Below are 26,405 nucleotides of genomic sequence, written 5' to 3'. Positions count from 1 at the left end.
GGCCGGGGCGGGGAGGACGGTCAGCGAGCGGCCGGCTGGAACAGCTCGACCATGTTGCCGGACGGGTCCCCGAGCAGGATCTGCTGGCCGCCGGGTCCGGAGACGATCTCGTTGCGGAACGTGAGCCCGGCGGTGCCGAGCCGCTCCACCTCGGCGACGAGGTCGTCGACGATCAGGTGGATGCGGTTCCACCCGCCGGGGCCCGGCTGCGCGCCGTCCGGCATGGGGCGGCCTGCCGAGCTCGTGGGACCGCTCAGCAGCAGCCGCAGGTTGCCGCGCACCACGTCGGCGAAGGCCGGCGCGAAGTCCGTGCGCACGGTGAACCCGAGGTGCTCGGTGTAGAACGCGATCGACTTCTCGACGTCGTCGACCATGTAGCGGACGCTCACCAGATCGGCGACGTCCGGCGTGGATGTCGTGCCAGGCATGGCGATTCCCTTCTCATTCTGTTGGTTGGCACCCGAGCGCCGACAGCAGGAACCGGATGCGGGTCTCCAGCTCCTCCGCCGTGCGTACGAACGCCGGGTGGCCCTCGGCCGCCGGGTCGGCGATGCTCCAGTGCGCCACCGACGGAGTCCCGGGGAAGTCGGGGCACACCTCGCGCACCTTGTCGCAGAGGCTGATCACGTGGTCGAACCGCTGCCCGGCGTAGTCGTCGAGGTGCTTGCTGCGCTTGTCGCTCAGGTCGAGTCCGCGTTTGCGCATCACGCGGACGGCGTACGGGTGGATCGGCTTGGGGTGGCTCCCGGCGCTGGCCACGTCGACCGCGGCGCCGCCGAGGTGTTGCAGGATCGCCTCGGCCATCTGTGAGCGCGAGCTGTTGCCGGTGCAGAGGAACAGCACGCGGGCCGGCTTCCTGCGCCCGCCTTTCGTTGGCGGGGGCCCGGGCGGGGCCAGCCCGGGATGCAGGGCACCGCCAGCCGCTCCGAGCAGCTCGCGGCAGGCGGACAGGTCGAGGCTGTAGTAGGTGTCGCGTCGGTCGGCCGAGCTGCGCCGCATCGTGACGAGACCGCCGTCGCGCAGGAGCCTCAGGTGGTACGACGTGAGGCTCTGCTGCTGGCCGACCGACGCGGTGAGCTCCCGCACCTGACGGTCGCCGCGGGCCAGCTCGTTGAGCAGCTGCCACCGGACCGGATGCCCGCTCAGGCGCAGGAACGCCGGCACCGTGACCGGTGGGGTGAGGGTCGTGGCTCGAGCCATCTCTCGATATTACATCAATCCAGATTGTTGGAATCGTGCATGTCGTGCACACGCCATGTCCGCACACCGCCACGGCCAGGGCTGTTCGGATGGCTGGCGGGTCCACTACGAAGGGAGGACGCGCCCCTTCTCATCTCTCCCGGGAGTCCCCATGAACCGACGTACGCCTCGACTGATCGGCGTCGCGGCCCTCTGCGCCGCACTGTCCGCTGCCGGCCAGCTTCCACTCTCGGGTGCCAGCGGCGCCTCGGGTGTGGCGGGCCCCGACCGGCTCACCGGACCCGCGTCCCGCAGCGCCGTCGTCGGGCTCGGTCAGGGCGACCGGGTCCGACTGACCCCGCTCGGCCAGGACGGTCGGCAGGTCATCGAGCCGCTGCGCAGCCAGGACGGCACGACGCCGGGGCTGCTGGTCAGCACCGACGACCACGGCACCACGTTGCGGGCCACGGACGGCTCGGGTGAGCCGACCCTGGTCGACGGCACCGCACCGACCACGACGCGGGCGACCGCAGCCGACCTGGTCGAGCTCAACCTCGACGCCATCGCCCGCGACGGTCGCACCGCCAGCGCCGACGTGACCGTCTACGACGTGGTCACCGGCGCCACCCAGGCCGTGCGCCGGATCCCCGGTGATCCTGACGCGGCCTGCAGCACCAAGTCGTTCGAGGAAAGCTCCTGCGTGCTGGTCCCGCCCGGCACCTACTCGGTGATGGCCTTCGTGAACACGATGCCGGCCGCCCGCCCCGGCACGGCGCGCGAGCGGACGGTGCAGAACGTGTCGCTCGTCGGTGATCCGGAGGTGGCGGTCGAGGCGTCGCGTGACTTCACCTTCGATGCCCGCCGGGCGCGGCCGGTCGAGATCCGCACCCCCGACCACCGCACCAAGGTCAATGCCGACGGCGCGATGCAGGTCGGCTACTCACGCACCGCGGCGAACGGGAGGAAGATCGTCCGGCAGTACCGGCCTTCCGCCATGCTCGACCAACGGTTCTTCATGGAGGCCGCCGCACCGGTGCGCAACGGCGCGCTCGAGACCCTGACCCGGTTGCGCCTCGAGGCGCCCGACATCGAACTGACGGTGGCCGGCCGCGCGCTGCACCCGGAGTACTACGACCAGGTGTGGTTCTCCGACGTGATCACCGACTTCCCGATGTACGACGGCCACGACCGCCTGCGCGTCGTCGACGTCGGCCACGCCACCCCGGCGGACCTGGCCGGCAAGAACCTGCGCGGGGCGATCGCGGTCGCCGAACGCACGGACGACCTCTCCGTCGCCGAGCAGTCCAACGCGGCCGCCGTGGCGGGTGCGGCGCTGGTCGTCGTGCACAACGACGGGCCGGGCGACAACGACGACCCCAACGGCACCGGCACCAAGCTGCAGGTGCCGACGCTGCGACTGGACCGTGCGGAGGGCGAGGCGTTGAAGGCGGCCCGTGGGCGGGTCGAGGTGCGCGGCGAGACCGCCAGTCCCTACCTCTACGACCTGGTGCTGAAGGAGCAGGGCAGCATCCCGAAGGACCTCTCCTACGTGTTCCGGGACCGTGACCTGGCCGCCCAAGTGCGCGAGATCCACGGGCAGCCGACGGTCGACTCGACGTTCTCCGAGGCGGCCTACCAGTACCAGCCCGAGGACACCTTCTCGGTCTCGACGATGTACCCGTTCCGGGGCGGTGCCCGGAACCGCGTCGAATACCGCGTGCCCGACCCGGACACCCGGTGGACCTACGCGACGGTGACACCGCAGTCGACGTACAACGCGCTCTTCCCGCACCCGCCGGTGCTGCGGATGACGCTCAGTGACCCGGACCTGGTCGCCTACGAGTCGGCCGGGCGCACCACCAAGCCGGTCGGCACGGCGCCGGTCACCGCGGCCCCGAGCACGTTCCGGCCGATGGAGCGCTCCGGAAACCAGACGCGGGTGGCGATCGATGGTTTCGTCGACGCCGACGGCAACCACGGCACGTCGTACTCCACCAACAGCGGGATGAGCACACTGCTGCAGATCCGTGCGGACGGCGAGCTCGTGGGGGAGACCGACAACCTGCCCTCCGGAGTCGCCGTGCTGCCGGCGGGTGACTCACGGGTCGAGGTGTCGTTCGTCGCCGACAACCCGCAGCCGTGGGCCGAGCTCTCCACGCACACCGAGTCGGTCTGGACGTTCGCGTCGACGACTGTTCCGGCCGGTGAGGTCGTGACGCAGAGAAGTCCGACGACCACAAGCCCGGGCGCGAGCAGGGGAGTGACAACAAGGACGGCGACGGCACGACCCGTCCCGCCGGGCCCGTAAAGCCGTCCGACCCCGCGACGGATCCGGGCACGCCCAGCGACCCGCCCACGTCCACGGATCCGGAGCCTCCCACCGAGTGCCCGTCGCCCACGGACCCGGAGACACCCACGGACCCGCCATCCGACCCGCCCTCGACGGACTGCCCCACCGATCCGCCGACCACGGATCCGCCGACCACGGATCCGCCGACCGAGTCGCCCACCGAGCCCGCTCCGGAGACCACGAGCACCAGCTAGGCCGTCGCGGTCTCGTTGCGAGCAGATCCACAGTTTGTAGCCTGAAACCCCCATATTCTGTAGCCTGAGTTGGCCTCAAACTGTAGCGTGGTTCGCATGGCATACCTACCTCGAGTCATCGACGGGCCACTGAAGAACAGGTTGGCGAGTGCCGGTGCCGTCCTGATCGAGGGACCCAAGGCCTGCGGCAAGACGCAGACCGCGAAACGGGTCTGCGCGAGCGAGGTGCTCCTTGACGTCGACCTCGGTGCGCGAGAAGCGCTTGCCGTGGATCCCGCAATCATCCTGAGTGGAACTGCTCCGAGGCTCGTCGACGAGTGGCAACTCGGCGGCTCGCTGCTGTGGAACAAAGTGCGTCGTGAAGTTGACGACAGGCAGTTACCTGGGCAATTCGTCCTCACTGGATCCGCGACTCCTCGCGACGACGTGACTCGTCACTCCGGCGCTGGTCGGATAAGTCGCCTCCGCATGCGCCCGATGAGCTTGTTCGAGATGGGCCTGTCGACCGAAGAGGTGTCCGTGGGAGCCCTGATGTCAGGCGAGATGACGCCGTGCAGCGATCCCGGAATCTCCATCCACAAACTCTTGGAGTTGCTCGTCGTCGGTGGATGGCCGATCAATCTGGGGCGGTCGGTCGACGCGGCCGCCCAGAGCAACATCGACTACCTCGCGAATGCCCGAGAGGTGGACGTGCCATCGGTCGCAGGCGCTTCCCGAGACCCGGCACGCCTCGGTCGGCTCATCGAGTCGCTCGCACGCAACACCGCGACGGAGGTGAAGATCTCGGTGCTCGCCCGTGACACCACGGGAGGTGATGGGCGCGAGACGCCGCTCGCCCGCACAACGATCTATGACTACCTCTCGGCGCTCGAGCGTCTGATGCTCATCGAAGACGTTCCGGCGTGGTCGCCGCACTTGCGGTCGAGGGCCACATTGCGGAAGGAGTCGAAGCGTCACTTCGCAGATCCGTCGCTCGCAGTGGCCGCGCTCGCCGCCAGTCCGGAGAGGCTGATGGCGGATCTGAACTTTGCCGGCTTCATCTTCGAGTCGATGGTGATCAGAGACCTTCGAGCATTGACGGCACCGCTGGGGGCGACGATTTCTCACTACCGGGACTCCAACGGAGTCGAGGCAGATCTGATCGTGCAACTGCCCGACGGGCGATGGGGCGCCTTCGAGGTCAAGCTGGGTCCGGAACGCGTCGATGAAGCCGCGGCGTCGCTGAGTCGGTTCGCCGCCTCGATCGACAGTCAGAGGAGTGGCGCGCCCACCGTGCTCGGGGTCATCACGAACGGCACATATGGCTATCGCCGACCGGATGGCATCGCAGTGGTTCCCGTGGGAGCCTTGGCTCCGTGACGAAGAGGGTGATGCGAGAGTTGCAGTTCGTACCACTTCGGTGCCGCTAGGCGTACGAACTGCAACTCTCGAGGACCGTCGGGCTGTCACCCGCGCGCGGTCGCGGCCGACCCTCTGCTCGGCGTACGCGCGTGCCCAGCAGGTCGCCGCCACCCGTTCTTGTCACCCGCGTGACAACTTCTCCAGCCATTCGCTGCCAGTCGGGTCCAGGTGCTTGCGTATGAGCCACGCCACACAGCAGGGTCTGTCGTGGCGGGGGACCCACGGTCGTTTCCGCCCACCTGAAGCCGCCGACACCGGCGTGCGCCGACAAAGCGATGAGCAGGGGAACCACCATGGGCGGACTGATCGAGGTCACCGGACTCACCAAGAGCTTCGGTCGCCAGAACATCTGGCACGACGTCACCCTCACCCTTCCGCCCGGTGAGATCACGGCACTGCTCGGACCGTCGGGCACGGGCAAGTCGGTCTTCCTCAAGTCGGTGATGGGCCTGATCGAACCCGAAGAGGGCCAGATCCTGGTCAATGGCGTCGACATGGTCACCGCCAAGGAGTCGAAGCGGCTGGCGTTGCGCAAGAAGTTCGGCGTGCTCTTCCAGGACGGCGCGCTCTTCGGCTCGATGAACGTCTACGACAACGTGGCCTTTCCACTGCGGGAGCACACCCGCAAGTCGGAGTCCGAGATCCGCGAGATCGTGCTCACCAACCTCGATCTCGTCGGCCTCGCCGGCACCGAGAAGAAGCTCCCCGGCGAGATCTCCGGCGGCATGAAGAAGCGCGCCGGGCTGGCCCGGGCCATGGTCACCGACCCCGAGATCATCCTGATCGACGAGCCCGACTCGGGTCTCGACCCGGTGCGCACCTCCAACCTGGCCCAGCTGCTGGTCGAGGTGAACACCGCCACCGACGCGACCATGCTCGTGGTCACCCACAACATCGAGCTGGCCCGTACCCTGCCCGACAACCTCGGCATGCTCTATCGCCGCGAGCTGGTCATGTTCGGCCCGCGCGAGGACTTCCTGATGACCGACCACCCGGTCGTCTCGCAGTTCATGACCGGCGACCCGCAGGGCCCGATCGGCATGAGCGAAGAGACCGACCACCGCACCAACGACCCCGACTCCTACGAGCCGGCGATGTCGGGTGGGCCTGCGGGTCCCGACGGTGGCACCGCGGTGATGATGCGCGGCGGCGGCGCCCGCGCCATCGAGGTGCTGCCCCGCCAGCTGACTCCGGTCTCCGGGGCGCCGCGTGCGGCCGGGCTGCGGCACCGCGAACGCGTGAACTCCGGGGCGGCGCAGCTCTACACCGCCGACGACGAGGAGAAGGACCGAGCGCGGCCCATCCGCCGTCCCAGTCTTCCGACCCGTGCGCTGAACTCCACGGGTGACCTCTTCGCCCTGGCCCTCGACACGGTCAGCTTCAGCTTCAGGCGCCCCTTCGCGTTGAAGGAGGTGATCGAGCAGTTCTGGTTCGTCGTCTCCGTGTCGTGGATCCCGGCCCTGCTGGTCGCGATCCCGTTCGGCGCGGTCATCGCACTCCAGCTCGGCACCCTCACCGTGCAGATCGGTGCGCAGTCGTTCACCGGCGCGGCCAGCGTGCTGGCCGTCGTACAACAGGCGGCGCCGATCGTGACCACGCTCGTCATCGCCGGGGCAGGTGGTGCCGCGATCTGCGCGGAGCTCGGCGCCCGCACCATCAGGGATGAGATCGACGCGATGCGGGTCATCGGCATCTCGCCCGTGCAACGCCTGGTCGTGCCACGGGTGCTCGCCTGCATGGGCGCCGCCGTGCTGCTCAACGGGCTCGTCTCCGTGGTCGGCGTGCTCGGTGGCTACTTCTTCAACGTCATCGTGCAGGGGGGCACCCCGGGCGCCTACCTCTCCAGCTTCACCGCGCTCGCCCAGATCGAGGACCTGTACGTCGGAGAGCTCAAGGCGGTCATCTTCGGCTTCCTGGCCGGCGTCATCGCCTGCTACCGCGGGCTCAACACCGCGCCCGGCCCGAAGGGCGTCGGCGACTCGGTCAACCAGTCCGTCGTGATCACGTTCCTGTTGCTGTTCTTCGTGAACTTCGTGGTCACCACGCTGTATCTGCAGCTCTTCCCCGGAAAGGGCGCCTGAGATGGCACAACACACCGCGACGCGGGGCAAGGTGCGGGAGCCGCGCTGGTTCGACAGGATCCTGAAGCCGATCGCCAACGCTGGCGCCGACCTGCGCTTCCACGGCGCGGTGATGGCGTGGATCCCGGCCACCCTCAAGCGCTACCCCCGCGACATCCTGCGGCTGCTCTCCGAGGTGAGCTTCGGCTCCGGTGCACTGGCCGTCATCGGCGGCACGATCGGCGTGATGCTCGGCATGACGCTCTTCGTCGGCACCGTGGTCGGCATGCAGGGCTACGCCGCCCTCGACCAGATCGGCACCTCGACCCTCAACGGCTTCATCTCGGCCTACTTCAACACCCGCGAGATCGCCCCGCTGGTCGCGGCCCTAGCGCTGTCGGCCACCGTCGGCTCCGGCTTCACGGCCCAGCTCGGCGCCATGCAGATCAACGAAGAGGTCGACGCCCTCACCGTGATGGCAGTGCCGAGCGTGCCCTACCTGGTCACCACCCGGGTGATCGCCGGCTTCATCGCGATCATCCCGCTCTACATGATCGGCCTGCTCACGTCGTACGCCGGATCACGGCTGATCACGGTCTACTTCTACGGGCAGTCGGCCGGCACCTACGACCACTACTTCCACCTGTTCCTGCCCCCGATCGACATCCTGCTGTCGTTCGTGAAGGTGCTGATCTTCTCGGTGCTGATCATCCTGATCCACTGCCGCCTCGGCTTCACCGCCCAGGGCGGACCTGCCGGGGTGGGCATGGCCGTCGGCACCGCCGTACGCCGCAGCATCGTCACCGTTGCCGTCCTCGACCTCGTGCTGTCGTTGGCGATGTGGGGCACGACGACCACCGTGAGGATCGCCGGATGAAGCGCCCCTACAAGCTCACCGACGTGGGCCTCGGCCTCGGCTCCCTGGCGCTCGCGCTGCTGCTCTGCGTGGTCGCACTGATGGTCTACAACAAGGCCTTCACCGACACCGTCGACGTCAAGCTCGAGGCCGGCGCGGTCGGCAACGCGTTGCAGGAGGGCTCCGACGTCAAGGTGCACGGCGTGCCCGTCGGCCGGGTCTCCTCGGTGGAGGCCACCGACAGTGGCGCGACGCTGACCCTCTCGCTCGACCCCGACACCGCCAAGACGCTGTCGAGCGACACGTTGGCCCGGCTGCTGCCCAAGACCCTCTTCGGCGAGCGGTACGTCGTCCTGATGCCGGCCGCCGGCGCACCGGGTGACGGACTCTCCAACGGTGACGTCATCGAGCAGGACAAGTCGCAGGAGGCGGTCGAGCTCGAGAAGCTCTTCGACAAGCTGCTGCCGCTGCTGCAGACCCTGCAGCCCGACAAGCTCTCGGCCTCGCTCGGCGAGCTCTCCGCGATGCTGGCCGGGCAGGGTGAGGCGATCGGCGACTCCATGACGCAGTGGGGCGCCTACCTCGAGAAGCTCAACCCGCTGGTGCCGCAGATGACGCAGGACTTCGCCCGGCTGGCCACGGTCGCCGACGGCTACAACGACGCGTTCCCCGACCTGCTCGACGCGCTGAACACGATGACGGTGACCTCGAAGACGCTGGTCGACCAGCAGACCCAGCTCAGCGACGTCTACACCAACGTGATCACGGCGGCCAACGCGAGCAACGGATTCCTCGACCAGAACAAGGACACCATCGAGATCCTCTCCGACAAGTCGCGTGCCGCCCTGGGCGCCGTACGCCCGTATGCCTCGCAGTTCCCCTGCATGTTCCGCGCGGTGCGCAACTTCATCCCCACGATGGACAAGGTGCTCGGCAAGGGCACCGACGAGCCGGGCCTGCACGTGCGGCTCAACATCGAGCCCTCGCGGGGCAAGTACCTCGCAGGCAAGGACGCCCCGACGTTCTCGACCGGTGGCAAGGCGCGCTGCCCCTACATCACCGGCGACACCACGAGGCCGCGGGCCAGTGGCGAGCCCGACGCGATCTCGGCACCGCCCGGCATCGCACCGGCACAGCTGTCGGTCTCGCCGAGTGCGCGGGGACTCGGCGAGGCCAACTCCCCGGCGGAGAACCAGCTCATCGCCGAGCTGATGGCGCCCACGCAGGGGCTCGCACCCGAGGACTACCCCGACTGGGCCAGCCTGCTGCTCGGCCCGGCCCTGCGGAACACGAAGGTGGTTCTCCAATGACCAGCACGATCATCAAGAGCCTGGTGTTCACCATCGTCACCGTGCTCGCGACCGCGATCCTGGCCTCCACGATTCGCAACGACTCCGGTGGCAGCTCGCGGGAGTACAGCGCGATGTTCGAGGACGCGACCAGTCTCAACAAGGGCGACGACATCCGCATCGCCGGCGTCAAGATCGGCACGGTCTCCGACGTAGAGGTGGCCGACAAGCGGCTGGCGAAGGTGACCTTCACGGTCAGCGACGACGTCGACCTGACCGAGGGCACCACAGCGCAGCTGCGGTTCCGCAATGTGGTCGGCCAGCGCTACATCGCGCTCGAGCTGCCCACGAAGCCGGGCAAGAAGCTGAGCGAGGGCCACACGTTCTCCACCGACGCCACCGAGCCGGCGCTCGACCTGACCATGCTGTTCAACGGCTTCCGCCCCTTGTTCAAGCTGCTGAACCCCGAGGACGTCAACAACCTGAGCAACCAGATCATCGCGGTCTTCCAGGGTGAGGGCGCCACGGTCGACGGGCTGCTGTCGAGCACGGCCAGCCTGACCTCGACGATCGCCGAGAAGGACGCCGTGATCGGCGACCTGATCACCAACCTCAACAACGTGCTGACCACGCTCAACGACCCGTCCGGCCAGCTCGACACCACGATCACCACGCTCCAGCAGCTGGTCAGCGGCCTGGCCGGCGACCGGGTCACGATCGGCAACACCCTCGACGGGCTGGGCGACCTGACCACCAGCGTCGCCGGACTGCTCGACGAGGGACGCAAGCCGCTGAAGGGTGCGATCTCCGCGCTGGGCGACCTGTCGGAGAACCTCGACGACTCGGCGCCGGTGATCGACAAGTTCCTCCAGACCCTGCCGACCAAGCTCGACCGGATCGGACGCGCGGCCAGCTACGGCTCGTGGGTCAACTTCTACCTCTGCTCCATCGAAGGACGCATCCCGATGCCCGAGGGCTACTACGGGGACCTCGGAGCCCAGCCGATCGCCGGAAGGTGCCGATGATGACGCGCTATCGCACAGCGTTCGCCGAACGCAACAAGGTGGTCCTGGCCCTGGTCGGCATCACCGCCATGGTCCTGGTCTTCCTCTGCGCGTTCTACGCCGAGGCCCTTCCCGGCCTGCGCGGCAGGACCTACACCGCCCAGTTCGCCGAGGCCGGCGGCATCCGCCCCGGCAACGAGGTGCGCGTCGCCGGGGTGATGGTCGGCGAGGTCACCGACGTCTCGCTCGACGGCAAGGTGGTCGAGGTCGAGTTCCGGGTCAAGGACGTCGACCTCGGCAGCGAGAGCACCGCCTCGATCAAGGTCAAGACGATGCTCGGCCAGAAGTTCCTCTCGATCGACCCGCTCGGCAGCGGTGAGCTCGACGAGCCGATCCCGGTCGAGCGAACCACCGTGCCGTACGACGTCAACGCGGCGTTCTCCGACCTCTCCACGACCGTCGACGAGATCGACACCGAGCAGCTCGAGAAGAGCTTCCAGGTGCTCAGCGACACGTTCCGCAACACCCCGCAGTCGGTGCGCTCGATCGTCACCGGGCTGACCGACCTGTCGCGCACCCTGTCGAGCCGCGACGCCGAGCTGGCCGGGCTGATGCAGTCGGCCAGCAGTGTCACCGGCACGCTGGCCGACCGCAACGCCGAGTTCGCCAAGATCATCACCGACGGCAGCGCGTTGCTCGGTGAGCTCGAGACCCGCCGCCAGACCGTCAAGGACCTCCTCACCGGCACCACAGCACTGGGCACCCAGCTGCGCGGCCTGGTCAAGGACAACGAGAAGACGCTCAGCCCAGCGCTGGCCAAGCTCGACAAGGTCTCCGAGATCCTCAACCGCAACCAGCAGAACCTCGAGGCAGCCATGTCCAGACTCGGTCCCTACTACCGGGTGCTCGCCTCCGCGACCGGCAGCGGCCGCTGGATCGACAGCTACATCTGCGGGCTCTTCGACGCCTCGCAGGCACCCCTGCTCGACAACGACGTCGAACGCAACTGTTCGCCGGCCACGGGAGGCGGACGATGAAGCTCGTCAAGCGGATCGCGGTCATCGTGATCGCCCTGGCACTGGTCACGGCCGCGATCGTGGTCGGCGCCAAGGCCTGGTTCAAGCCCGAGCCCACCAAGGTCGAGGCACTCTTCGAGTCGACCGTCGGGCTCTACCCCGGCTCCGACGTACAGATCCTCGGCGTACCCGTCGGCCACGTCACCGCGGTCGACCCCGAGGGCGACCTCGTGCGGGTCAGCATGGAGATCGACGAGGACCAGGAGGTCGGCGCCGACACCGCCGCCGTGATCGTCGCCCCGACCCTGGTCAGCGACCGCTTCGTGCAGCTCACCGAGCCGTACGACGGGGGCGCCAAGCTCGAGTCCGGCGACGAGATCCCGCGCGAGCGCACGGCGGTGCCGGTCGAGATCGACGACCTCTACAAGTCGCTCAACGACGTCGGGAAGAAGCTCGGTCCCGAGGGAGCCAACAAGGACGGTGCGCTCGCCGACCTGCTCGAGGTAGCCGCAGCCAACCTCGACGGGCAGGGCACCAACCTCAACACGATGATCAGCGAGTTCAGCAAGGCGACCGCCACGTTGAGCAAGACCGACACCGACTTCTTCTCGACCGTCACCAACCTGGAGAAGTTCAACGACATGCTGGTCGCCAACGACCGCACCGTCGGCAACGTCAACCAGCAGTTCGCGGCAGTCACCGACTACCTCGCCGACGACCGCGACGACCTCACCACGGCGGTCACCAACCTGGGCGACGCACTGGTGATCCTCGACGACTTCATCCGCGACAACCGCGGCAACCTGAAGTCGTCGGTCAGCCAGCTGGTCGGCCCGACCAAGGTGTTGGTCAATCAGAAGAAGTCGCTCGAGGAGTCGGTGCGCCTGATCCCGCTGGTGCTGCAGAACTACCTCAAGGCCTACGACCCGAAGTCCAACACGCTGCAGGGTCGCGGCAACCTCAACGAGCTGACGCTGTGGTCGAAGAACGGCCTCGACAGCCGGACGTCCTCCGACGCGCCGCCGAACCTGCTGCCCGGAGTGGGGGAGACCCGATGAAGCGTCTTGCCCTCGGCTCCCTGGCCGCCTCCTCGGTGTTGCTGTTCGCCGGCTGCTCCGGCATCAGCGGCGGCGCCTACGACATGCCGCTGCCCGGCGGCGCCGACGTCGGCGACGACCCGATCAAGATCAGCGCCGACTTCGAGGACGCCCTCGACCTGGTGCCGCAGTCGAGCGTCAAGGTCGACAACGTCGCCGTCGGACGCGTCTCGGAGATCACCCTCAACGACGACGGCCACAGCGCCCACGTCGAGCTGGTGGTCAACAGCGACGTCGACCTGCCCGCCGGCACGCAGGCCCGCCTCTCGCAGACCTCGCTGCTCGGTGAGAAGTACGTCGCCCTCGTACGGCCGGCCGCCTCCACATCCGGCCCCTCTGGCTCCTTGAGTGACGGCGACAACCTCGGCCTGGCCGCCACCTCGCAGGCCGCGGAGGTCGAGCAGGTGCTCGGTGCCCTGTCGATGGTGCTCAACGGCGGCGGCATCGACAAGTTCCAGCAGATCTCGCGCGAGCTGCAGAAGATCTCCACCGGCCGACCCGGCGAGATCAAGGCGTTCCTGGGCCAGATGCAGACCTTCGTCACCGGGCTCGACGACCGCAAGGAGTCGATCACCGCGGCCATCGACGGACTCGCCAGGCTGTCGGAGACCCTCGACGGCGACAAGGAGAAGATCACCAACGCGCTCAACGAGCTGAGCCCCGGCATGCAGGTGATCGTCGACCAGCGCAAGCAGCTGGTGGCGATGCTCAGCTCGCTCGACACACTCTCCAACGTCACCGTCGAGACGCTGAACGCCGCCCAGGACGACATCGTCGCCGACCTGCAGAGCCTCGAGCCGATCCTGGCCCAGCTCGCCAAGTCGGGCTCCGACCTGCCGGAGTCCCTGCAGATGCTGCTCACCTACCCGTTCCCGGACTCGGTGCTGGGCGCGATCAAGGGCGACTTCCTCAACGTGTTCATCACGACCAACTTCCGCACCCTGCCGGCCGGTTGCGACGCGATCGGGTGCGTGTGGCCGCGGGTGTCGGGCACCGCACCGGCGACCCGCACGTCGCCGGGGCTGAACACGAACGCACCACCGACCCTGCTGGAGCCGACCAACTCGCCGGCACCGGGCATCCCGACACCGACGATGACGGTGCCGACGCCCTCGGCAGACCCGACTGACCCGTCGTCCGACCCGTCGCCGTCGTCCGACCCGTCGTCCTCGGACCCGACCACGTCGTCCGACCCCTCGCCGTCCGACCCCTCGCCGTCCGACCCGACGGACTCGTCGTCCCCACAGGCGGACTCGTCCCTCGCACCCCGAGAGGGTGATCAGTGATGTTGACCGCACGGATGAAGATCCAGGTGCTGGCGTTCGTGATCATCGCGTTGCTGGCCACGACCTACCTGAGCGCCCGGTACGTCGGACTCGACCCGTTCAAGTCGTCGTACAACGTGACCGTGGCGCTGCCCCAGGCCGGCGGCATCTTCGAGAACGGCGAGGTCACCTACCGCGGCGTACCCGTCGGCCGGATCGAGTCGCTCAAGGTCACCGACAACGGCGTGGAGGCGACGCTGCGGATCAACAAGGACGCGCCCGACATCCCGGCCGACGTGAAGGTTCAGGTGTCGAACCGCTCCGCGATCGGCGAGCAGTACATCAACCTCAGCTCCGAGACGACCGACGGCCCGAAGCTCGAGAGCGGCGACCGCATCGTCGGCACCGACGCCTCGCTGCCGCCGTCGATCGACGAGCTGCTGCGCACCGGCTACGAGTTCGTGAACTCGGTGCCTAAGGACGCACTCACCACGGTGATCGACGAGACCTACAACTTCTCCAAGGGCGCCAACCGAAACCTGCCGCGGCTGGTGCAGACCTCGAAGGACTTCGCCGAGAGCGCGGATCGCAACTTCCTGGTCACCAAGGGGTTGATCGAGAACTCCACGATCGTGCTGAAGACCCAGGAGGAGTCGGCGGCGTCGATCAAGGCGTTCAGCCGCAACCTCCGCCTGATCGCCGGCGGGCTGAAGGACGCCGACAAGCCGCTGCGTGACCTGATCGGCGCCACCCCGGCCGCCTCGCAGGAGATCGGCAAGCTCTTCAACGAGGTCGGCGGCCCGATCGGTGCGCTGATGGCCAACCTGGTCTCGACCGCGCAGATCTTCGGCGTCAACGCGTCCGGTGTCGAGGATGCGTTGATCAGGATGCCCGAGGCGTTCAGCGTCGGTTACGCCATCACCAAGTCCAGTGGCATGGAGATGGGACTCGTGCAGACCTACTTCGACCCGCTGCCCTGCACCACGGGGTACGGCGACACGACGGTGCGCCCCGGCCTCGACACGTCAGGTGGCAAGAAGTTCAACACCAACGCGGGTTGCACGCTCGCACCGAGCAGCGGGGCCAACGTGCGCGGACCGACGAGCGTGCGTGTTCCTTCCACTCTGGCCGAACTCATGGGGGAATGATGGCCTTGTCCACAACGGAGGGGGAGCGCGTGACCGCGCCCGACGAAGACAGAGAAGACTCGACGGCACCGGTGGCTTCTGCTGCCGACTCGGCGTCGCCGGTGTCGTCGTCAAAGGACTCCGGTGCCGAGCCGCTGGCCGGCAAGGCGTTCTGGTTCCAGGTCGGTGCACTGCTGCTCGCGACCGTCGTACTCGGCACAGGGCTCTTCGCCTGGTGGCACAGCAGCAACGAGGAGCCGGCGTCCACCCTGGGCGACAGTCGCGACGCAGCGCTCATCGCGGCCAAGCACGACATCGAGGTGATGAACACCCTCGACTACCGCGACATCGACGGGAGCGTAGCGGCGTGGCAGGAGGTCACCACCGGGTTGCTCTACGACCAGACGGTGAACCTGACCGACGAGCAGCGCCAGCTGTTGAAGGAGCAGAAGGCGATCTCGACCGCCAAGGTCGTCGACGCCGCGGTCGTGGACATCACGCCCACCACGGCGACGGTCATCGCCTCACTCGAACTCACCGTGATCGACGACAAGGACCCAGACGCCCAGACGCCACCCAAGCGCAATCGCTACACGGCCGATCTGGCCAAGGTCGACGGTGAATGGAAGCTGGAGAACCTCCAGCAGGTGGCGGTGGATCTCTCATGAGCGGCGAGAAGAACGAAGCAACCGAGACCACTTTCAAAGCACCGACCGAGACCTCAGTGGACACGTCGGCCGGGGCCTCGATGCCGGGCGAATGGCAGCGACTGCTCCGCCGCAACGCGCTGTACGTCGTGGCCGTGGTGTTCCTGCTGGTCGGAGCGTTCGGCTGGCTGGCGAGCCTCGACTCCGAGGAGGAGGCGCCATCCGCCGACAACCACGCGCTGACTGACAAGGCCGCGACCAGCGAGGTCTCGACCGAGGTGTCGCGGGCGCTGACCGGGGTGCTCAGCTATGACTACGCCGACCCGTCGGTCTCGCAGAAGATTGTCGACAACGTGCTCACCGGTGACGCGCGCAAGGAGTACGACGTACTCCTGAAGAACCTCCAGGAGAAGGCGCCCGGGCAGAAGCTGGTGCTCACCGCCCAGGTGCAGGCCGCTGCGGTCAAGGAGCTCAACGACGACAGGGCCACGCTGCTGGTCTTCCTCGACCAGACCAGCAAGCGGGTCGACGACAAGGAGGCCAGCATCTCCGCCGCCCAGCTGTCCATCGAGGCGCGCAAGGTCGACGGCGCCTGGACCATCACCCAGCTCCGCCCACTGTGACTCTTCGCCTCGCTGGTTGAGGAGGCGGCGCCAGCGCCGTCTCGAAGCCACTCCGTCTCGGGGGGAGTGGCTTCGAGGCGAGTCTGGTCTCGATGCACCGCCTCGTTCCTCGGCGGCACTCGACCAGCGAAACCGTCAGTCGCGCGCGGCCACGTGGCGGTGTACGTCATCCAGGAACTCTGACTCCCGCACACCCAGGGTGCTCAGCGGGCTCAAGCGGACGACCTCGCCGCTCTCCGCCCTGGTCACCCGCGGATGGAGGAGGTCACGCAGCTGCCGCTCGCGGCGGGCCACCTCCTTGGGTCCGAGGTGGTCGGCGAGGTCCGTCCCCGCGCACGTGACGACCAGGGTTCGTCCCGGTTCCTCATCGGCAACCGCCACGTCCTGGATTCGCTGCCAGGTCGTGGTGAACCTCGTGGTGCTCGACTCGACACGGAGGCCGTCGCTGCCGACCACCAGCCCGTAGCGTCCCGTCGTACTGCGGCGGGTCTGCACGACGACTGCGATGCCTCCCGCAGTCAGCAGGGTGCCGCACACTCCGAGGCCCAGACTCCAGACCACCCGCACCGCGGTCGTCGGCTCGGTGCGCACCCACTCGCCGGCGTCGGACAGCTCCTTCCGCCCGATCAGGCCGGTCCAGAGGTCACCCGTCCAGACCGTGACCGCACCGACCAGGGCGGCCGCTCCGATCAGCAGCAACACGAGCGCCAGGGCATGGGCCTTGAGGGCGCTCCGGGTCGCCACGCGGTAGAGCGTTCGCGAACCCGATTCCATGACCTGACCGTACCCACGCACGAGGCGCTCGAATCCCGGGCGGTTAGGTCCCGCACTTCGGGGTAGGACGTGCGCAACGGATGAGAGGAGCAGACCATGGGTGAAGTCAATCCCGACCAGGTGCTCGCGATCGCCAAGAAGGTCGCAGCTGAACCACACGCCTACGTGCAACGTGCTCACCACACGGTGGCCAACGAGTGTCCACTGCAACCGCTGGCCTTCGGCATCCTGCCGAGCGCGTTCGTCAGTTCGAGCTATGAAGGGGCGCGCGCCTTCATGGGTACGGCTACGGAGCAGGGCACGGAGGCGACCCTCAACCTGGCCCGTGGCCTGGGTGATGTCGCCCGCGCCTACGGCTCGGCCGAGGCGGTGAACACGGTGAACGCATCGCTGCCAGAGCTGCCACCGACCAACATCGACGGCACCGGCGACTCGACGGGCGGCCAGATCGCCGTTGTCGGGGCGGAGGTCGGGCTGCTGGTGATGTGGTCGTTGACCGGCGCCACCATCGTCGGCTGCTCGGCACTGGCCCCCACGGCCCTCGGCGCGATGACGGCGTGGGCCGTTGTGCAGCCCGACGACGCCGCGCTCTCGCGGGCGTTCAGCGCCTGGGGGTCGGCCCGGATGGATTCGCAGATGGCGAAGAATGAGCTCGCCGCCAAGCTGTCCGGCCTCAACGACGCCTGGCCGAGCAGCGAGACGGCCCGCGAGGCCTACGACAGCTGGAAGCTGCTCTACGACAGCAACCTCGACCTGCTGATCCAGAGCCTCCAGGGCGTCGAGACGACCTTCGACAACGTGGTGGACGCGATCGGAACCTCCGAGGACCTCATGTTCGGCATTGTCGTGGGCACCCTGGCGCTCTTGATCACGCTCACCGCGCTCGAGCTGATTCCCGGCGCGTCCGCGGTGATCCAGCCGATCAAGCAGCTGGCCGGTCTGGGGTTGACCCTGGGCACGATCGCGACCGTCATCGGCATCGGCGGCCTGGTCTTCGACCTCATCAAGAACCTCAACGAGCAGGCCAACAATGCCGACGGCTTCCAGATCAACCAGCCGGGCAACCAGGCCCAACCCCACTTCGAGCAGCTGCCCCGGATCGACTGGGCCGCGGACATCTAGGAGAGTGCAGTGATCAAGCCCGAAACCGACATGAAGCGCATGCTGGAGCAGATGACTGCGCAGGTCGAGAAGACCAAGGCCGTGGCAAGGGAAGTGGCCGAGCTGCAGGTCGAGGGTGAGGTGGCCGAGGGACACATCAAGGTCACCGTGACGGCGACCGGTTCCCTGGTCGGCGTACACCTCGACCCGAAGGCCATGCGGATGCCCAGCGAGGACCTGGCCGAGGCGATCGTGGAGGCCTCCCGAGTGGCGACCCAGAACGCCGCGGTCCGCGTGCGTGAGATCTGGGCGGAGAACGGGGTGCAGAGCGACCTCGACGTGGCGTCACTGATCCAGGGGTCCGCCGACGTCGAGACAGACATCGACAAGCGTGTGGACGAAGCCAAGGAGGCCATGCGCCGCCACGGGATCTGAGTCGTCGTCAGAACACGTTGAGGGGCCGGAACTGCACCGAGATGCGAGGTCCCGCGTGCGCCGTCTTGGGCACGCAGTGCTCCCAGGTGCGCTGGCAGGATCCGCCCATCACCAGCAGGTCGCCGTGCCCCATCGTGAACGACACCGACGGTCCACCGCCGCGCGGGCGCAGCATCAGCTTGCGTGGGTCGCCGAAGGAGACGATCGCGACCATGGTGTCCTCATGTCGTCCACGACCGATGGTGTCGCCGTGCCAGGCCACTGAGTCGCGACCGTCGCGGTAGTAGCAGCATCCGGCGGTCTCGAACGGCTCACCCAGCTCGGGCAGGTAGTGCGCACTCAACGCGTCACGGGCTGATCCGAGGACGGCGTGGGGCAGCGGCTCGCCCACGCCGTACGTGTGGACCAGACGCGGCACGTCGACGACCCGGTCCCACATCTCGCGCCGCTCCGCGCGCCACGGCACCGTCTCGACCAGTGCGGTGAAGACGTCGTCGGCGCCGGCGATCCAGTTCGGTCGTACGTCGACCCAGGCGCCACGCGAGAGCGTCGTACGCCGAGCAGGCGCCAGACCACCGACGGACGGCGCGGTGGCCACGTCGAACAGGTTGGCCTGGAACTCGACGCTCATGCGTGCAAGGCTAGCAGATTCATCGAACAGGCGTTCGAAGTCGGGGAAGTCCCTGAACCACCCCCGGAACCTGCCAAAAGCAGTGGGAGCCCGGCCCCGCGATCCCCTAGGTTGGAGCCCATGACGAATGGCTCCGCGCCCGCGGCACGCGTGCAGAACCTGACCAAGACCTACGGCACCGGCCAGGCCCTGATCAAGGCGCTCGACGATGTCACGCTCGACCTCGCCGCGGGGGAGTTCACCGCGGTGATGGGCCCGAGCGGTTCGGGCAAGTCGACGCTGATGCACTGCTGTGCGGCGCTCGACACCGCAGACAGCGGCACCGTCCACATCGGCGAGCACCAGCTCAGCGGCATGGGCGACAAGGAGCTCACCCGGTTGCGGCGCGACGAGATCGGCTTCGTCTTCCAGTCCTACAACCTCGTGCCGACGCTGACCGCCGAGGAGAACATCAAGCTGCCGATGGCGATCGCCGGTCGCAAGCCCGACCCCGAGTGGTACGACACGGTGATCTCGACCGTCGACCTCGGCGACCGGCTCGGCCACAAGCCGAACGAGCTCTCCGGCGGCCAGCAGCAACGCGTCGCGGTGGCGCGTGCCCTGGCCAGTCGGCCGAGCATCATGTTCGCCGACGAGCCGACCGGCAACCTCGACTCGAAGTCGGGCGCCGAGGTGCTCGGGTTGCTGCGCACCAGCGTCGACGACTACGGCCAGACGATCGTGATGGTCACCCACGACCCCGTGGCGGCGGCGTACACCGACCGCGTCGTCTTCCTCGCCGACGGTCGCATCGTCGACGAGCTGCGCGACCCCGACCGGGAGCAGATCCTCGGCAAGATGCAGGAGCTCACCGCCCGCGAGCTCGAGGCCTGACCGACGATGTTCAAGGTCACCTGGCGCAACCTGCTGGCCCGCAAGGTGCGGCTGATGCTCTCCGCCTTCGCGATCGTGCTCGGCGTCGCGTTCGTGTCCGGCACGATGATCTTCACCGACGCGATGGGCGGGGCGTTCGACGACATCATCGAGGGCTCCACGGCCGACGTCGAGATCGCGTACGCCGGCGCGGGCGACTTCGACTCCGTGCAGGACAACCGCACGATTCCCGCCTCCGTCGTCGCCGACCTCGAGAAGCTGCCCGAGGTCGAGTCGGCGCACCCGCAGAACGTGCTGCAGTCGGTCTTCATCATCGGCAACAACGGCAAGGTGGTCGGTGGCAGCGGCCCGCCCGGGCTCGCCTTCAACCCGACCACGGCGACCTCGATGAACGGCAACCCGGTGCTGGTCACCGCCAAGGGTGAGCTGCCCGACGGCCCCGACGAGATCGCGATCGACGTCGACGCCGCCAAGAAGGCCGACTACGACATCGGCGACACCGTCACGCTGGCCACCGGCGCCACCCCGCCGACGATGAAGGCGAAGCTGACCGGGCTCGTCGAGTTCGGCTCCGGCGGCCTCAACGGCGCGACCCTGACCGTCTTCGACACGAAGTTCCTCCAGAAGAAGTTCTTCGGCGGCCGCGACGTCTACACCTCCATCTCACTGAACGCCGCCGACGGGGTCTCCCAGACCCAGCTGCGCGACGCCGCCCAGAAGGTGCTGCCCAAGGGAGTCGAGGCGCGCACCGGTGACGACGCGGTCGAGGAGAACCAGGCCAGCCTCGACGAGATCCTGGGCTTCCTGAAGACGTTCCTGCTGGTCTTCGCCGGCGTCGCCCTGGTGGTCGGCGTCTTCCTGATCATCAACACCTTCTCGATCCTGGTCGCCCAGCGCAGCCGCGAGCTCGCCCTGCTGCGGGCCCTCGGCGCCTCGCGCGGGCAGGTCAACCGGTCGGTGATCAGCGAGGCGGTCGTGGTCGGGCTGGTCGGGTCGACCCTCGGGCTCGGAGTGGGCTACCTGCTCGCGTTGTTCCTGAGATTCCTGTTCGGGCAGTTCGGGCTCGACCTCGGGGGCGCCGAGTTCCCGGTCACCGGCTGGACCGTCTTCTGGTCGTACGCCGTCGGGCTGGTCGTCACCACGATCGCCGCGGTGCTGCCCGCCGTACGCGCATCCCGCATCCCGCCGATCGCGGCGCTCCGCGACGACGTCGCTCTGCCCGAGGCGACCCTGCGCAAGCGGATGGTCGTCGGCACCGTGCTGGTAGTGCTGGGCGCCGCGGGCATGGCCGGTGGACTGATCGGGTCCGGCACGCTCGGACTGGTGCTGATCGGTGGCGGCATCCTGCTGATCCTGATCGGCGTGGCGCTGATGAGCGCGCTGCTCGGCCGGCCGCTGCTCACCCTCTTCGGCGCGATCTACCGCAGGCTGTTCGGCAGTGTCGGCAACCTCGCCGCGCAGAACACGCTGCGCAACCCGCGCCGCACCGGCGCGACCGCCAGCGCACTGATGATCGGCCTGGCCCTGATGTCGATGATGTCGATCTTCGGGGCGTCGGCGTCGGCGTCGACCGATGCCGCGATCGGCACGTCGCTGACCTCGCAGTTCATCGTCTCCAACGTGGTGGGCCAGCCGTTCTCGCCCGACGTGGCCCGTCAGGTCCGCAAGCTCGACACCGTCGAGGGTGTGGCCTCGGTGCGCCAGGGCTACCCCAAGGTCAAGGGGAGCACCGTCTACGCCGCCGCGATGCGCGCACAGGACATCAAGTTCGCCTTCCGCATCCCGGTCTCGTCGGGCAACCTTGCCGATCTCGGCCCCGGCAAGGCGGCTGTCGCCGAAGGGCAGGCCGAGGACAAGGGGCTCTCCATCGGCGACTCGGTCACCCTCGACTTCCAGGCAGGCAAGGTGAAACTCGAGGTCGTCGCGATCTTCGACGGCGTCGGCGTGGTGCCCGGCAACTACCTCGTCACCCCCGACACGCTCACCAAGGGCGGCCTCGTGCCGCTCGACTCGATGGTCTTCGTGACCAAGAAGGACGGCGCCTCGACCGACGACCTGAAGGACCAGATCGACGAGATCACCAAGGACCTTCCGACCGTCACCGTCAAGGACCCCGAGGGGTACGCCGACGAGCAGAAGACCCAGATCAACCAGTTCCTCTACATGATCTACGGGCTGCTCGGACTGTCGGTGATCATCGCGATCCTCGGCGTCGTCAACACGTTGAGCCTCTCGGTCATCGAGCGCACCCGCGAGGTCGGCCTGCTCCGCGCGGTCGGCCTCAGCCGGCGCCAGCTGCGCACGATGATCCGGCTCGAGTCGGTGGTCGTCGCGGTCTTCGGTGCCCTGCTCGGCATGGTGATGGGCGTGGTCTTCGGGTCCACGCTGGTGTGGGCGCTGGCCGACCAGGGGCTCACCGAGCTCTCGATCCCGTGGGGGCTGCTGGTCGTCTTCGTGGTCGCCTCCGGGGTGCTCGGCGTACTCGCCGCGGTGTTCCCGGCCCGGCGGGCGGCGAAGCTCGACGTGCTGCGGGCGATCGCCACCGAGTAGCCCGAGGGGGTCGTGTCTCCCGGGACGACCTGCCCCAGCCGAACAGTCAGACTCCGTAGTCCCAACGGGTCATCTTCACCGCAAACGCCGGAGAGGCGGGCGCGGGCGCTGCGACACTCGCGACGTGGACCAGGCCCTCGACTTCACGACCGCGCCGCCGCGCAAGCACGTCGCGGTGCGCGAATACGTGCGCGACCTCATCCACGGCCTGCCCGCCGGGTCGCCGGCGCCCTCCGAGCGCGAGCTGGTGCAGCGGTTCGGCGTGGCCCGGATGACGGTCCGTCAGGCCATCGAGGCGCTGGTCGCCGAGGGCCTGCTCGACCGGATCCCCGGCAAGGGCACCTTCGTCAGCGAGCCCCGGACCCGCGTCGGGGAGCTGCGCAGCTTCACCGACGAGATGAGCAGCCGCGGCCTCCTCGCGGAGTCGCAGACCCTCGTCGCCAGGCTCGAGAAGGCCGGCCCCGGCGTGGCGCGCGCGCTGACGATCAGTGAGGGCGACGCCGTGATCCGCTGGCAGCGGCTGCGGCGTGCCGACGGCGAGACGATGTGCATCGAGAACGCCTACCTCTCCGAGGTGCTGCTGCCCGGCTTCCTGCAGGCCGCACTGCCGGTGAGCCTCTACGCCGAGCTCGAGGACCGCGGCCTGCGTCCGACCTGGGCCGAGGACTCCGTCAGCGCCGCGATCGCCACGGCCGAGGAGTCCGACCTGCTCGGCATCGCCGCCGGATCGCCGGTGCTGCGCGTGGCGCGGCGGGCGTTCATGGACGACAAGGCGGTCGAGGTCTCACGCTCGACCTACCGCGCCGACCGCTTCACCCTCTGGGTCCAGTTCGCCGCCCACTGACCTGTCGACAGTTCACGTCGACCCGTCGCCAGTTCACGTCGACCTGTCGCCAGTTCACGCGGCGCACAGAAACTCACGACGGGTCGACCAGAACTCACGACAGGTCGATCAATGCCGCGTCGGGAGTGGCAACGGCAATAGGCTGCGCCGCATGAGCCTCCTCCTCGAAGTCGCGATCCGCAGTGAGCGCGACGTGATGGGAGCCCAGGAGGGCGGAGCCGACCGGCTGCTGCTGACCGACGCCAACGGGCGTTCGCCCGACCTCACCGCCGCCTCCGTGGCGCTGCGTGAGGCCGACATCCCGGTGCGCATCGTGCTGCGCCTCAACGACTCGTTCACCACCACCGGCGGCGAGTTCACCCGGCTGGTCGGCCTCGCCCAGGAGTACGTCGCACTGGGCGCCGAGGGTGTCGCGTTCGGGTTCCTCGACGCCGACCTCGACATCGACGAAGCCACCTGCCGAGCGCTCGCCGAGTCACTCGAGGGCGTGCCGTGGACGTTCCACGACGCGGTCGACTCGGGCCTCGACACCCGCCGCGTCTGGCGCTCACTTCTCCAGCTGCCCGGCCTGGACGGCGTACTCACCTCGGGATCGCCGCAGGGTCTCGGCGTCGGGTACGACGACCTGCTGGCCACCGCCCAGGCGGACGAACGGGCGGCGGCGCTGATGCTGCCCGGTCAGGGCCTGTTGCCCGAGCATGTGCCGTGGCTGGCCCGCGCGGGGGTCACCAAGTTCCACATCGGCATCCAGGCTCGCCCCGGTGCGTCGTACAAGTCGTACGTCGACTCCGGTCACGTCCGCTCGTGGCGGCTCCTGCTCGACTCCTGAGCCGGGGCGGGCGACTCGACCGGGCAGAACCCACACGATGTCGATGGTGAGGTCAGGCGTCGAGCGCGGGCAGGTCGTCGGCGTCGACGATGCGGTAGGCATACCCCTGCTCCGCGAGGAACCGCTGCCGGTTCTGCGCGAAGTCCGCGTCAACCGTGTCGCGCGAGACGATCGTGTAGAAGTGCGCGGACTTGCCCTCCGACTTGGGGCGCAGCAGCCGGCCGAGGCGCTGGGCCTCCTCCTGGCGTGACCCGAAGGACCCGGAGACCTGGATGGCGACCTCCGCCGAGGGCAGGTCGATGGAGAAGTTGGCGACCTTCGAGACCACCAGCAGCCCGATCTCGCCGGACCGGAAAGCCTCGAACAACCGCTGCCGTTCACGCACGGTCGTCTCACCCTTGATCACCGGCGCGTCGAGGGCCGCGGCGAGCTCGTCGAGCTGGTCGATGTACTGCCCGATCACCAGCGTGGGTTGGCCGGAGTGCTGCTGGACCAGCCGCTTGACCACGTCGATCTTGTGGTGCGTGCACGCGGCCAGCCGGTAGCGCTCCTCCGGCTCCGCCACCGCATAGGCCATCCGCTCGGCAGACGGCAGCGTCACCCGCACCTCGACGCAGTCGGCCGGCGCGATGTAGCCCTGCGTCTCGATGTCCTTCCACGGCGCGTCGAAGCGCTTCGGCCCGATCAGCGAGAACACGTCACCCTCGCGGCCGTCCTCACGCACCAGCGTGGCGGTGAGGCCCAGGCGTCGCCGGGCCTGCAGGTCGGCGGTCATGCGGAAGATCGGCGCGGGAAGGAGGTGCACCTCGTCGTACACGACCAGGCCCCAGTCGCGCGCGTCGAGCAGCTCGAGGTGCGGGTAGGCGCCCTTCCGCCGCAGCGTGAGCACCTGGTACGTCGCGATGGTGACCGGCCGGATCTCCTTGACGGCGCCGGAGTACTCGCCGATCTCGTCCTCGGTCAGGGTCGTCCGCCGGACCAGCTCGTCCTTCCACTGCCGCGCGGACACGGTGTTGGTGACCAGGATCAGTGTGGTCGCCTGTGCGTGGCCCATCGCCGCGGCACCGACGATCGTCTTGCCCGCACCACAGGGGAGCACGACGACACCGGAGCCGCCGTGCCAGAACGACTCGGCCGCCTCGGCCTGGTAGTTGCGCAGGTGCCAGCCCTCTTCGCGCAATGCGATCGGGTGCGACTCGCCGTCGACGTAGCCGGCGAAGTCCTCGGCCGGCCAGCCGAGCTTCAACAGTGCCTGCTTGAGATTGCCGCGCTCGGAGCCGTGGACGACGACCGTCTCGTCGTCGACCCGGTCGCCGATCATGCCCTTGATCTTCTTGGCGCGCAGCACCTCCTCGAGCACCGGCTTGTCGGTGGAGGAGAGCACCAGCCCGTGCACCGGGTGCTTGTCGAGGCGAAGCCGCCCGAAGCGCGACATCGTCTCGGCGATGTCGACCAGCAGTGCGTGCGGCACGGAGTAGCGGGAGTACTTCAGCAGCGTGTCGACGACCTGCTCGGCGTCGTGACCGGCGGCGCGGGCGTTCCACAGCCCGAGCGGCGTCAGCCGGTAGGTGTGCACGTGCTCCGGCGAGCGTTCGAGCTCGGCGAACGGCGCGATCGCCCGTCGGCAGTCGGCAGCGTCGTCGTGGTCGATCTCCAGCAGCAACGTCTTGTCGGACTGGACGATCAGGGGTCCGTTCACAGGGCCTTGCTCTCGGGGAGTTCGTCGGCGAGTGGCACGGAGGCGACCTTCTTGCGGGCGCGGTACGCCGCCACGTTGGCCCGCGACGAGCACCGGTCGGAGCAGTAGCGGCGCGACTGGTTCGGCGAGGTGTCGACGTAGACGTTGGTGCACGGCGACGCCGCGCAGACTCCCAGCCGGGTGGGGCCGAGGTCGCAGACCAGCGTGGCCAGCCCGAGCAGGGCCTCGGAGACCAGCAGCTCGGAGACCGACGCGGCCCGGTTGGCGACGTGCAGGTGCAGGTTGCCCAGGTCGTGGTCGGAGATCATCGGCGTCACCGGGTGCCGGTCGAGCAGGTCGTTGAGGCCGGCCACGACAGTCTTCACGTCGTCGTCGCCCGAGGCCACGAAGACGGGCCGCAGGTCGTCGGCGAACCGGCGCAGGTGCGCGACGTCCTTCTCGGTGGTCTGGCTGTGCAGCCACTCACGGCGGGAGAGGAAGTCGATGAGGTCGTCGACGTCTGCGATGTCTGCGTTGAGCAGACTCGCAGCCGACTCGGCGTACCTGATGAAATCCACGGGC

The 26,405-nt window shown here is 68.4% G+C and carries 24 protein-coding genes; 18 read left to right on the top strand and 6 right to left on the bottom strand.

Annotation, left to right across the window (positions count from 1 at the left end; genetic code table 11):
• Positions 1-20 precede the first annotated feature (20 nt).
• Positions 21-428, bottom strand: coding sequence for a VOC family protein (locus ASD30_RS13070; protein ID WP_056681918.1), 408 nt, complete (start codon positions 426-428; stop codon positions 21-23).
• A 13-nt stretch (positions 429-441) separates the two neighbouring features.
• Positions 442-1,200 (bottom strand): arsenate reductase/protein-tyrosine-phosphatase family protein, encoded by a 759-nt coding sequence (locus tag ASD30_RS13065; protein WP_056681915.1) that lies wholly within the window; start codon positions 1,198-1,200, stop codon positions 442-444.
• Positions 1,201-1,351: 151 nt separating this feature from the next.
• Between ASD30_RS13065 and ASD30_RS13060 the strand changes: the two genes are divergently transcribed.
• From ASD30_RS13060 to ASD30_RS13005, 12 genes are all read left to right on the top strand, one after another.
• Entirely contained in the window at positions 1,352-3,487 is a 2,136-nt protein-coding gene (locus ASD30_RS13060) for a PA domain-containing protein (RefSeq protein WP_056681911.1), read from the top strand.
• A gap of 332 nt (positions 3,488-3,819) precedes the next feature.
• Positions 3,820-5,082: an ATP-binding protein gene (locus ASD30_RS13055; protein ID WP_056681908.1), complete on the top strand. Its 1,263-nt coding sequence runs from the start codon at positions 3,820-3,822 to the stop codon at positions 5,080-5,082.
• A 317-nt stretch (positions 5,083-5,399) separates the two neighbouring features.
• Positions 5,400-7,205, top strand: coding sequence for an ABC transporter permease (locus ASD30_RS27970; RefSeq protein ID WP_442938237.1), 1,806 nt, complete (start codon positions 5,400-5,402; stop codon positions 7,203-7,205).
• Position 7,206: 1 nt separating this feature from the next.
• The gene (locus ASD30_RS13045; RefSeq protein ID WP_082563818.1) at positions 7,207-8,061 is read left to right on the top strand and encodes an MlaE family ABC transporter permease; all 855 of its coding nucleotides are present in this window, start codon (positions 7,207-7,209) and stop codon (positions 8,059-8,061) included.
• The gene (locus ASD30_RS13040; protein WP_056681906.1) at positions 8,058-9,350 is read left to right on the top strand and encodes an MCE family protein; all 1,293 of its coding nucleotides are present in this window, start codon (positions 8,058-8,060) and stop codon (positions 9,348-9,350) included. Before ASD30_RS13045 ends, ASD30_RS13040 begins: the two co-directional genes overlap by 4 nt.
• On the top strand, positions 9,347-10,354 hold the full coding sequence (locus ASD30_RS13035; RefSeq protein ID WP_056681903.1) for an MCE family protein: 1,008 nt from the start codon (positions 9,347-9,349) through the stop codon (positions 10,352-10,354). Before ASD30_RS13040 ends, ASD30_RS13035 begins: the two co-directional genes overlap by 4 nt.
• On the top strand, positions 10,354-11,370 hold the full coding sequence (locus ASD30_RS13030) for an MCE family protein (protein ID WP_235532585.1): 1,017 nt from the start codon (positions 10,354-10,356) through the stop codon (positions 11,368-11,370). The genes ASD30_RS13035 and ASD30_RS13030 overlap by 1 nt, the downstream gene beginning before the upstream one ends.
• Positions 11,367-12,407 carry an MCE family protein gene (locus ASD30_RS13025; RefSeq protein WP_056681897.1) on the top strand — a complete coding sequence of 347 codons (1,041 nt, stop codon included), beginning with the start codon at positions 11,367-11,369 and terminating at the stop codon, positions 12,405-12,407. Before ASD30_RS13030 ends, ASD30_RS13025 begins: the two co-directional genes overlap by 4 nt.
• Positions 12,404-13,732, top strand: coding sequence for an MCE family protein (locus tag ASD30_RS13020; protein WP_056681894.1), 1,329 nt, complete (start codon positions 12,404-12,406; stop codon positions 13,730-13,732). Before ASD30_RS13025 ends, ASD30_RS13020 begins: the two co-directional genes overlap by 4 nt.
• On the top strand, positions 13,732-14,859 hold the full coding sequence (locus ASD30_RS13015) for an MlaD family protein (RefSeq protein WP_056681892.1): 1,128 nt from the start codon (positions 13,732-13,734) through the stop codon (positions 14,857-14,859). Before ASD30_RS13020 ends, ASD30_RS13015 begins: the two co-directional genes overlap by 1 nt.
• A gap of 29 nt (positions 14,860-14,888) precedes the next feature.
• The gene (locus tag ASD30_RS13010; protein ID WP_056681888.1) at positions 14,889-15,506 is read left to right on the top strand and encodes a nuclear transport factor 2 family protein; all 618 of its coding nucleotides are present in this window, start codon (positions 14,889-14,891) and stop codon (positions 15,504-15,506) included.
• Positions 15,503-16,108 carry a hypothetical protein gene (locus tag ASD30_RS13005; RefSeq protein WP_056681885.1) on the top strand — a complete coding sequence of 202 codons (606 nt, stop codon included), beginning with the start codon at positions 15,503-15,505 and terminating at the stop codon, positions 16,106-16,108. Before ASD30_RS13010 ends, ASD30_RS13005 begins: the two co-directional genes overlap by 4 nt.
• 135 nt (positions 16,109-16,243) lie before the next feature.
• Here ASD30_RS13005 and ASD30_RS13000 read toward each other — a convergent pair whose 3' ends face one another.
• A complete protein-coding gene (locus ASD30_RS13000; protein WP_056681882.1) occupies positions 16,244-16,882 on the bottom strand; it encodes a hypothetical protein in 639 nt (212 codons plus the stop codon).
• Between the two features lie 96 nt (positions 16,883-16,978).
• Here ASD30_RS13000 and ASD30_RS12995 point away from each other — a divergent pair, with 96 nt between their 5' ends.
• Both ASD30_RS12995 and ASD30_RS12990 read left to right on the top strand, forming a co-directional pair.
• Positions 16,979-18,004 carry a hypothetical protein gene (locus ASD30_RS12995; protein WP_056681879.1) on the top strand — a complete coding sequence of 342 codons (1,026 nt, stop codon included), beginning with the start codon at positions 16,979-16,981 and terminating at the stop codon, positions 18,002-18,004.
• Positions 18,005-18,013: 9 nt separating this feature from the next.
• Positions 18,014-18,418 (top strand): YbaB/EbfC family nucleoid-associated protein, encoded by a 405-nt coding sequence (locus ASD30_RS12990; protein WP_056681876.1) that lies wholly within the window; start codon positions 18,014-18,016, stop codon positions 18,416-18,418.
• Between the two features lie 7 nt (positions 18,419-18,425).
• On the opposite strand, the gene ASD30_RS12985 is transcribed toward ASD30_RS12990, so the two are convergent.
• Positions 18,426-19,049, bottom strand: coding sequence for an alpha-ketoglutarate-dependent dioxygenase AlkB (locus tag ASD30_RS12985; protein ID WP_056681872.1), 624 nt, complete (start codon positions 19,047-19,049; stop codon positions 18,426-18,428).
• A gap of 120 nt (positions 19,050-19,169) precedes the next feature.
• Between ASD30_RS12985 and ASD30_RS12980 the strand changes: the two genes are divergently transcribed.
• From ASD30_RS12980 to ASD30_RS12965, 4 genes are all read left to right on the top strand, one after another.
• Positions 19,170-19,922 (top strand): ABC transporter ATP-binding protein, encoded by a 753-nt coding sequence (locus ASD30_RS12980; protein WP_056681869.1) that lies wholly within the window; start codon positions 19,170-19,172, stop codon positions 19,920-19,922.
• Between the two features lie 6 nt (positions 19,923-19,928).
• Positions 19,929-22,472, top strand: coding sequence for an ABC transporter permease (locus ASD30_RS12975; RefSeq protein WP_056681867.1), 2,544 nt, complete (start codon positions 19,929-19,931; stop codon positions 22,470-22,472).
• 124 nt (positions 22,473-22,596) lie between these two features.
• Positions 22,597-23,316, top strand: a complete 720-nt coding sequence (locus ASD30_RS12970; protein WP_056681864.1) for a GntR family transcriptional regulator — start codon at positions 22,597-22,599, stop codon at positions 23,314-23,316.
• 151 nt (positions 23,317-23,467) lie between these two features.
• On the top strand, positions 23,468-24,145 hold the full coding sequence (locus ASD30_RS12965; RefSeq protein ID WP_056681861.1) for a copper homeostasis protein CutC: 678 nt from the start codon (positions 23,468-23,470) through the stop codon (positions 24,143-24,145).
• 52 nt (positions 24,146-24,197) lie between these two features.
• On the opposite strand, the gene ASD30_RS12960 is transcribed toward ASD30_RS12965, so the two are convergent.
• Together ASD30_RS12960 and ASD30_RS27520 are read right to left on the bottom strand one after the other, a co-directional pair.
• Positions 24,198-25,844, bottom strand: coding sequence for a DNA repair helicase XPB (locus ASD30_RS12960; RefSeq protein ID WP_056681859.1), 1,647 nt, complete (start codon positions 25,842-25,844; stop codon positions 24,198-24,200).
• Positions 25,841-26,401, bottom strand: coding sequence for a CGNR zinc finger domain-containing protein (locus ASD30_RS27520; RefSeq protein ID WP_056681856.1), 561 nt, complete (start codon positions 26,399-26,401; stop codon positions 25,841-25,843). Before ASD30_RS27520 ends, ASD30_RS12960 begins: the two co-directional genes overlap by 4 nt.
• Between the last annotated feature and the right edge of the window lie 4 nt (positions 26,402-26,405).

The sequence above is a fragment of the Nocardioides sp. Root140 genome (assembly GCF_001426745.1).
In the GTDB taxonomy this organism is placed as follows: Bacteria; Actinomycetota; Actinomycetes; order Propionibacteriales; family Nocardioidaceae; genus Nocardioides.
Note: the sequence above shows the minus strand (reverse complement) of the source record. Positions and strands in the feature narration are given on the sequence as shown.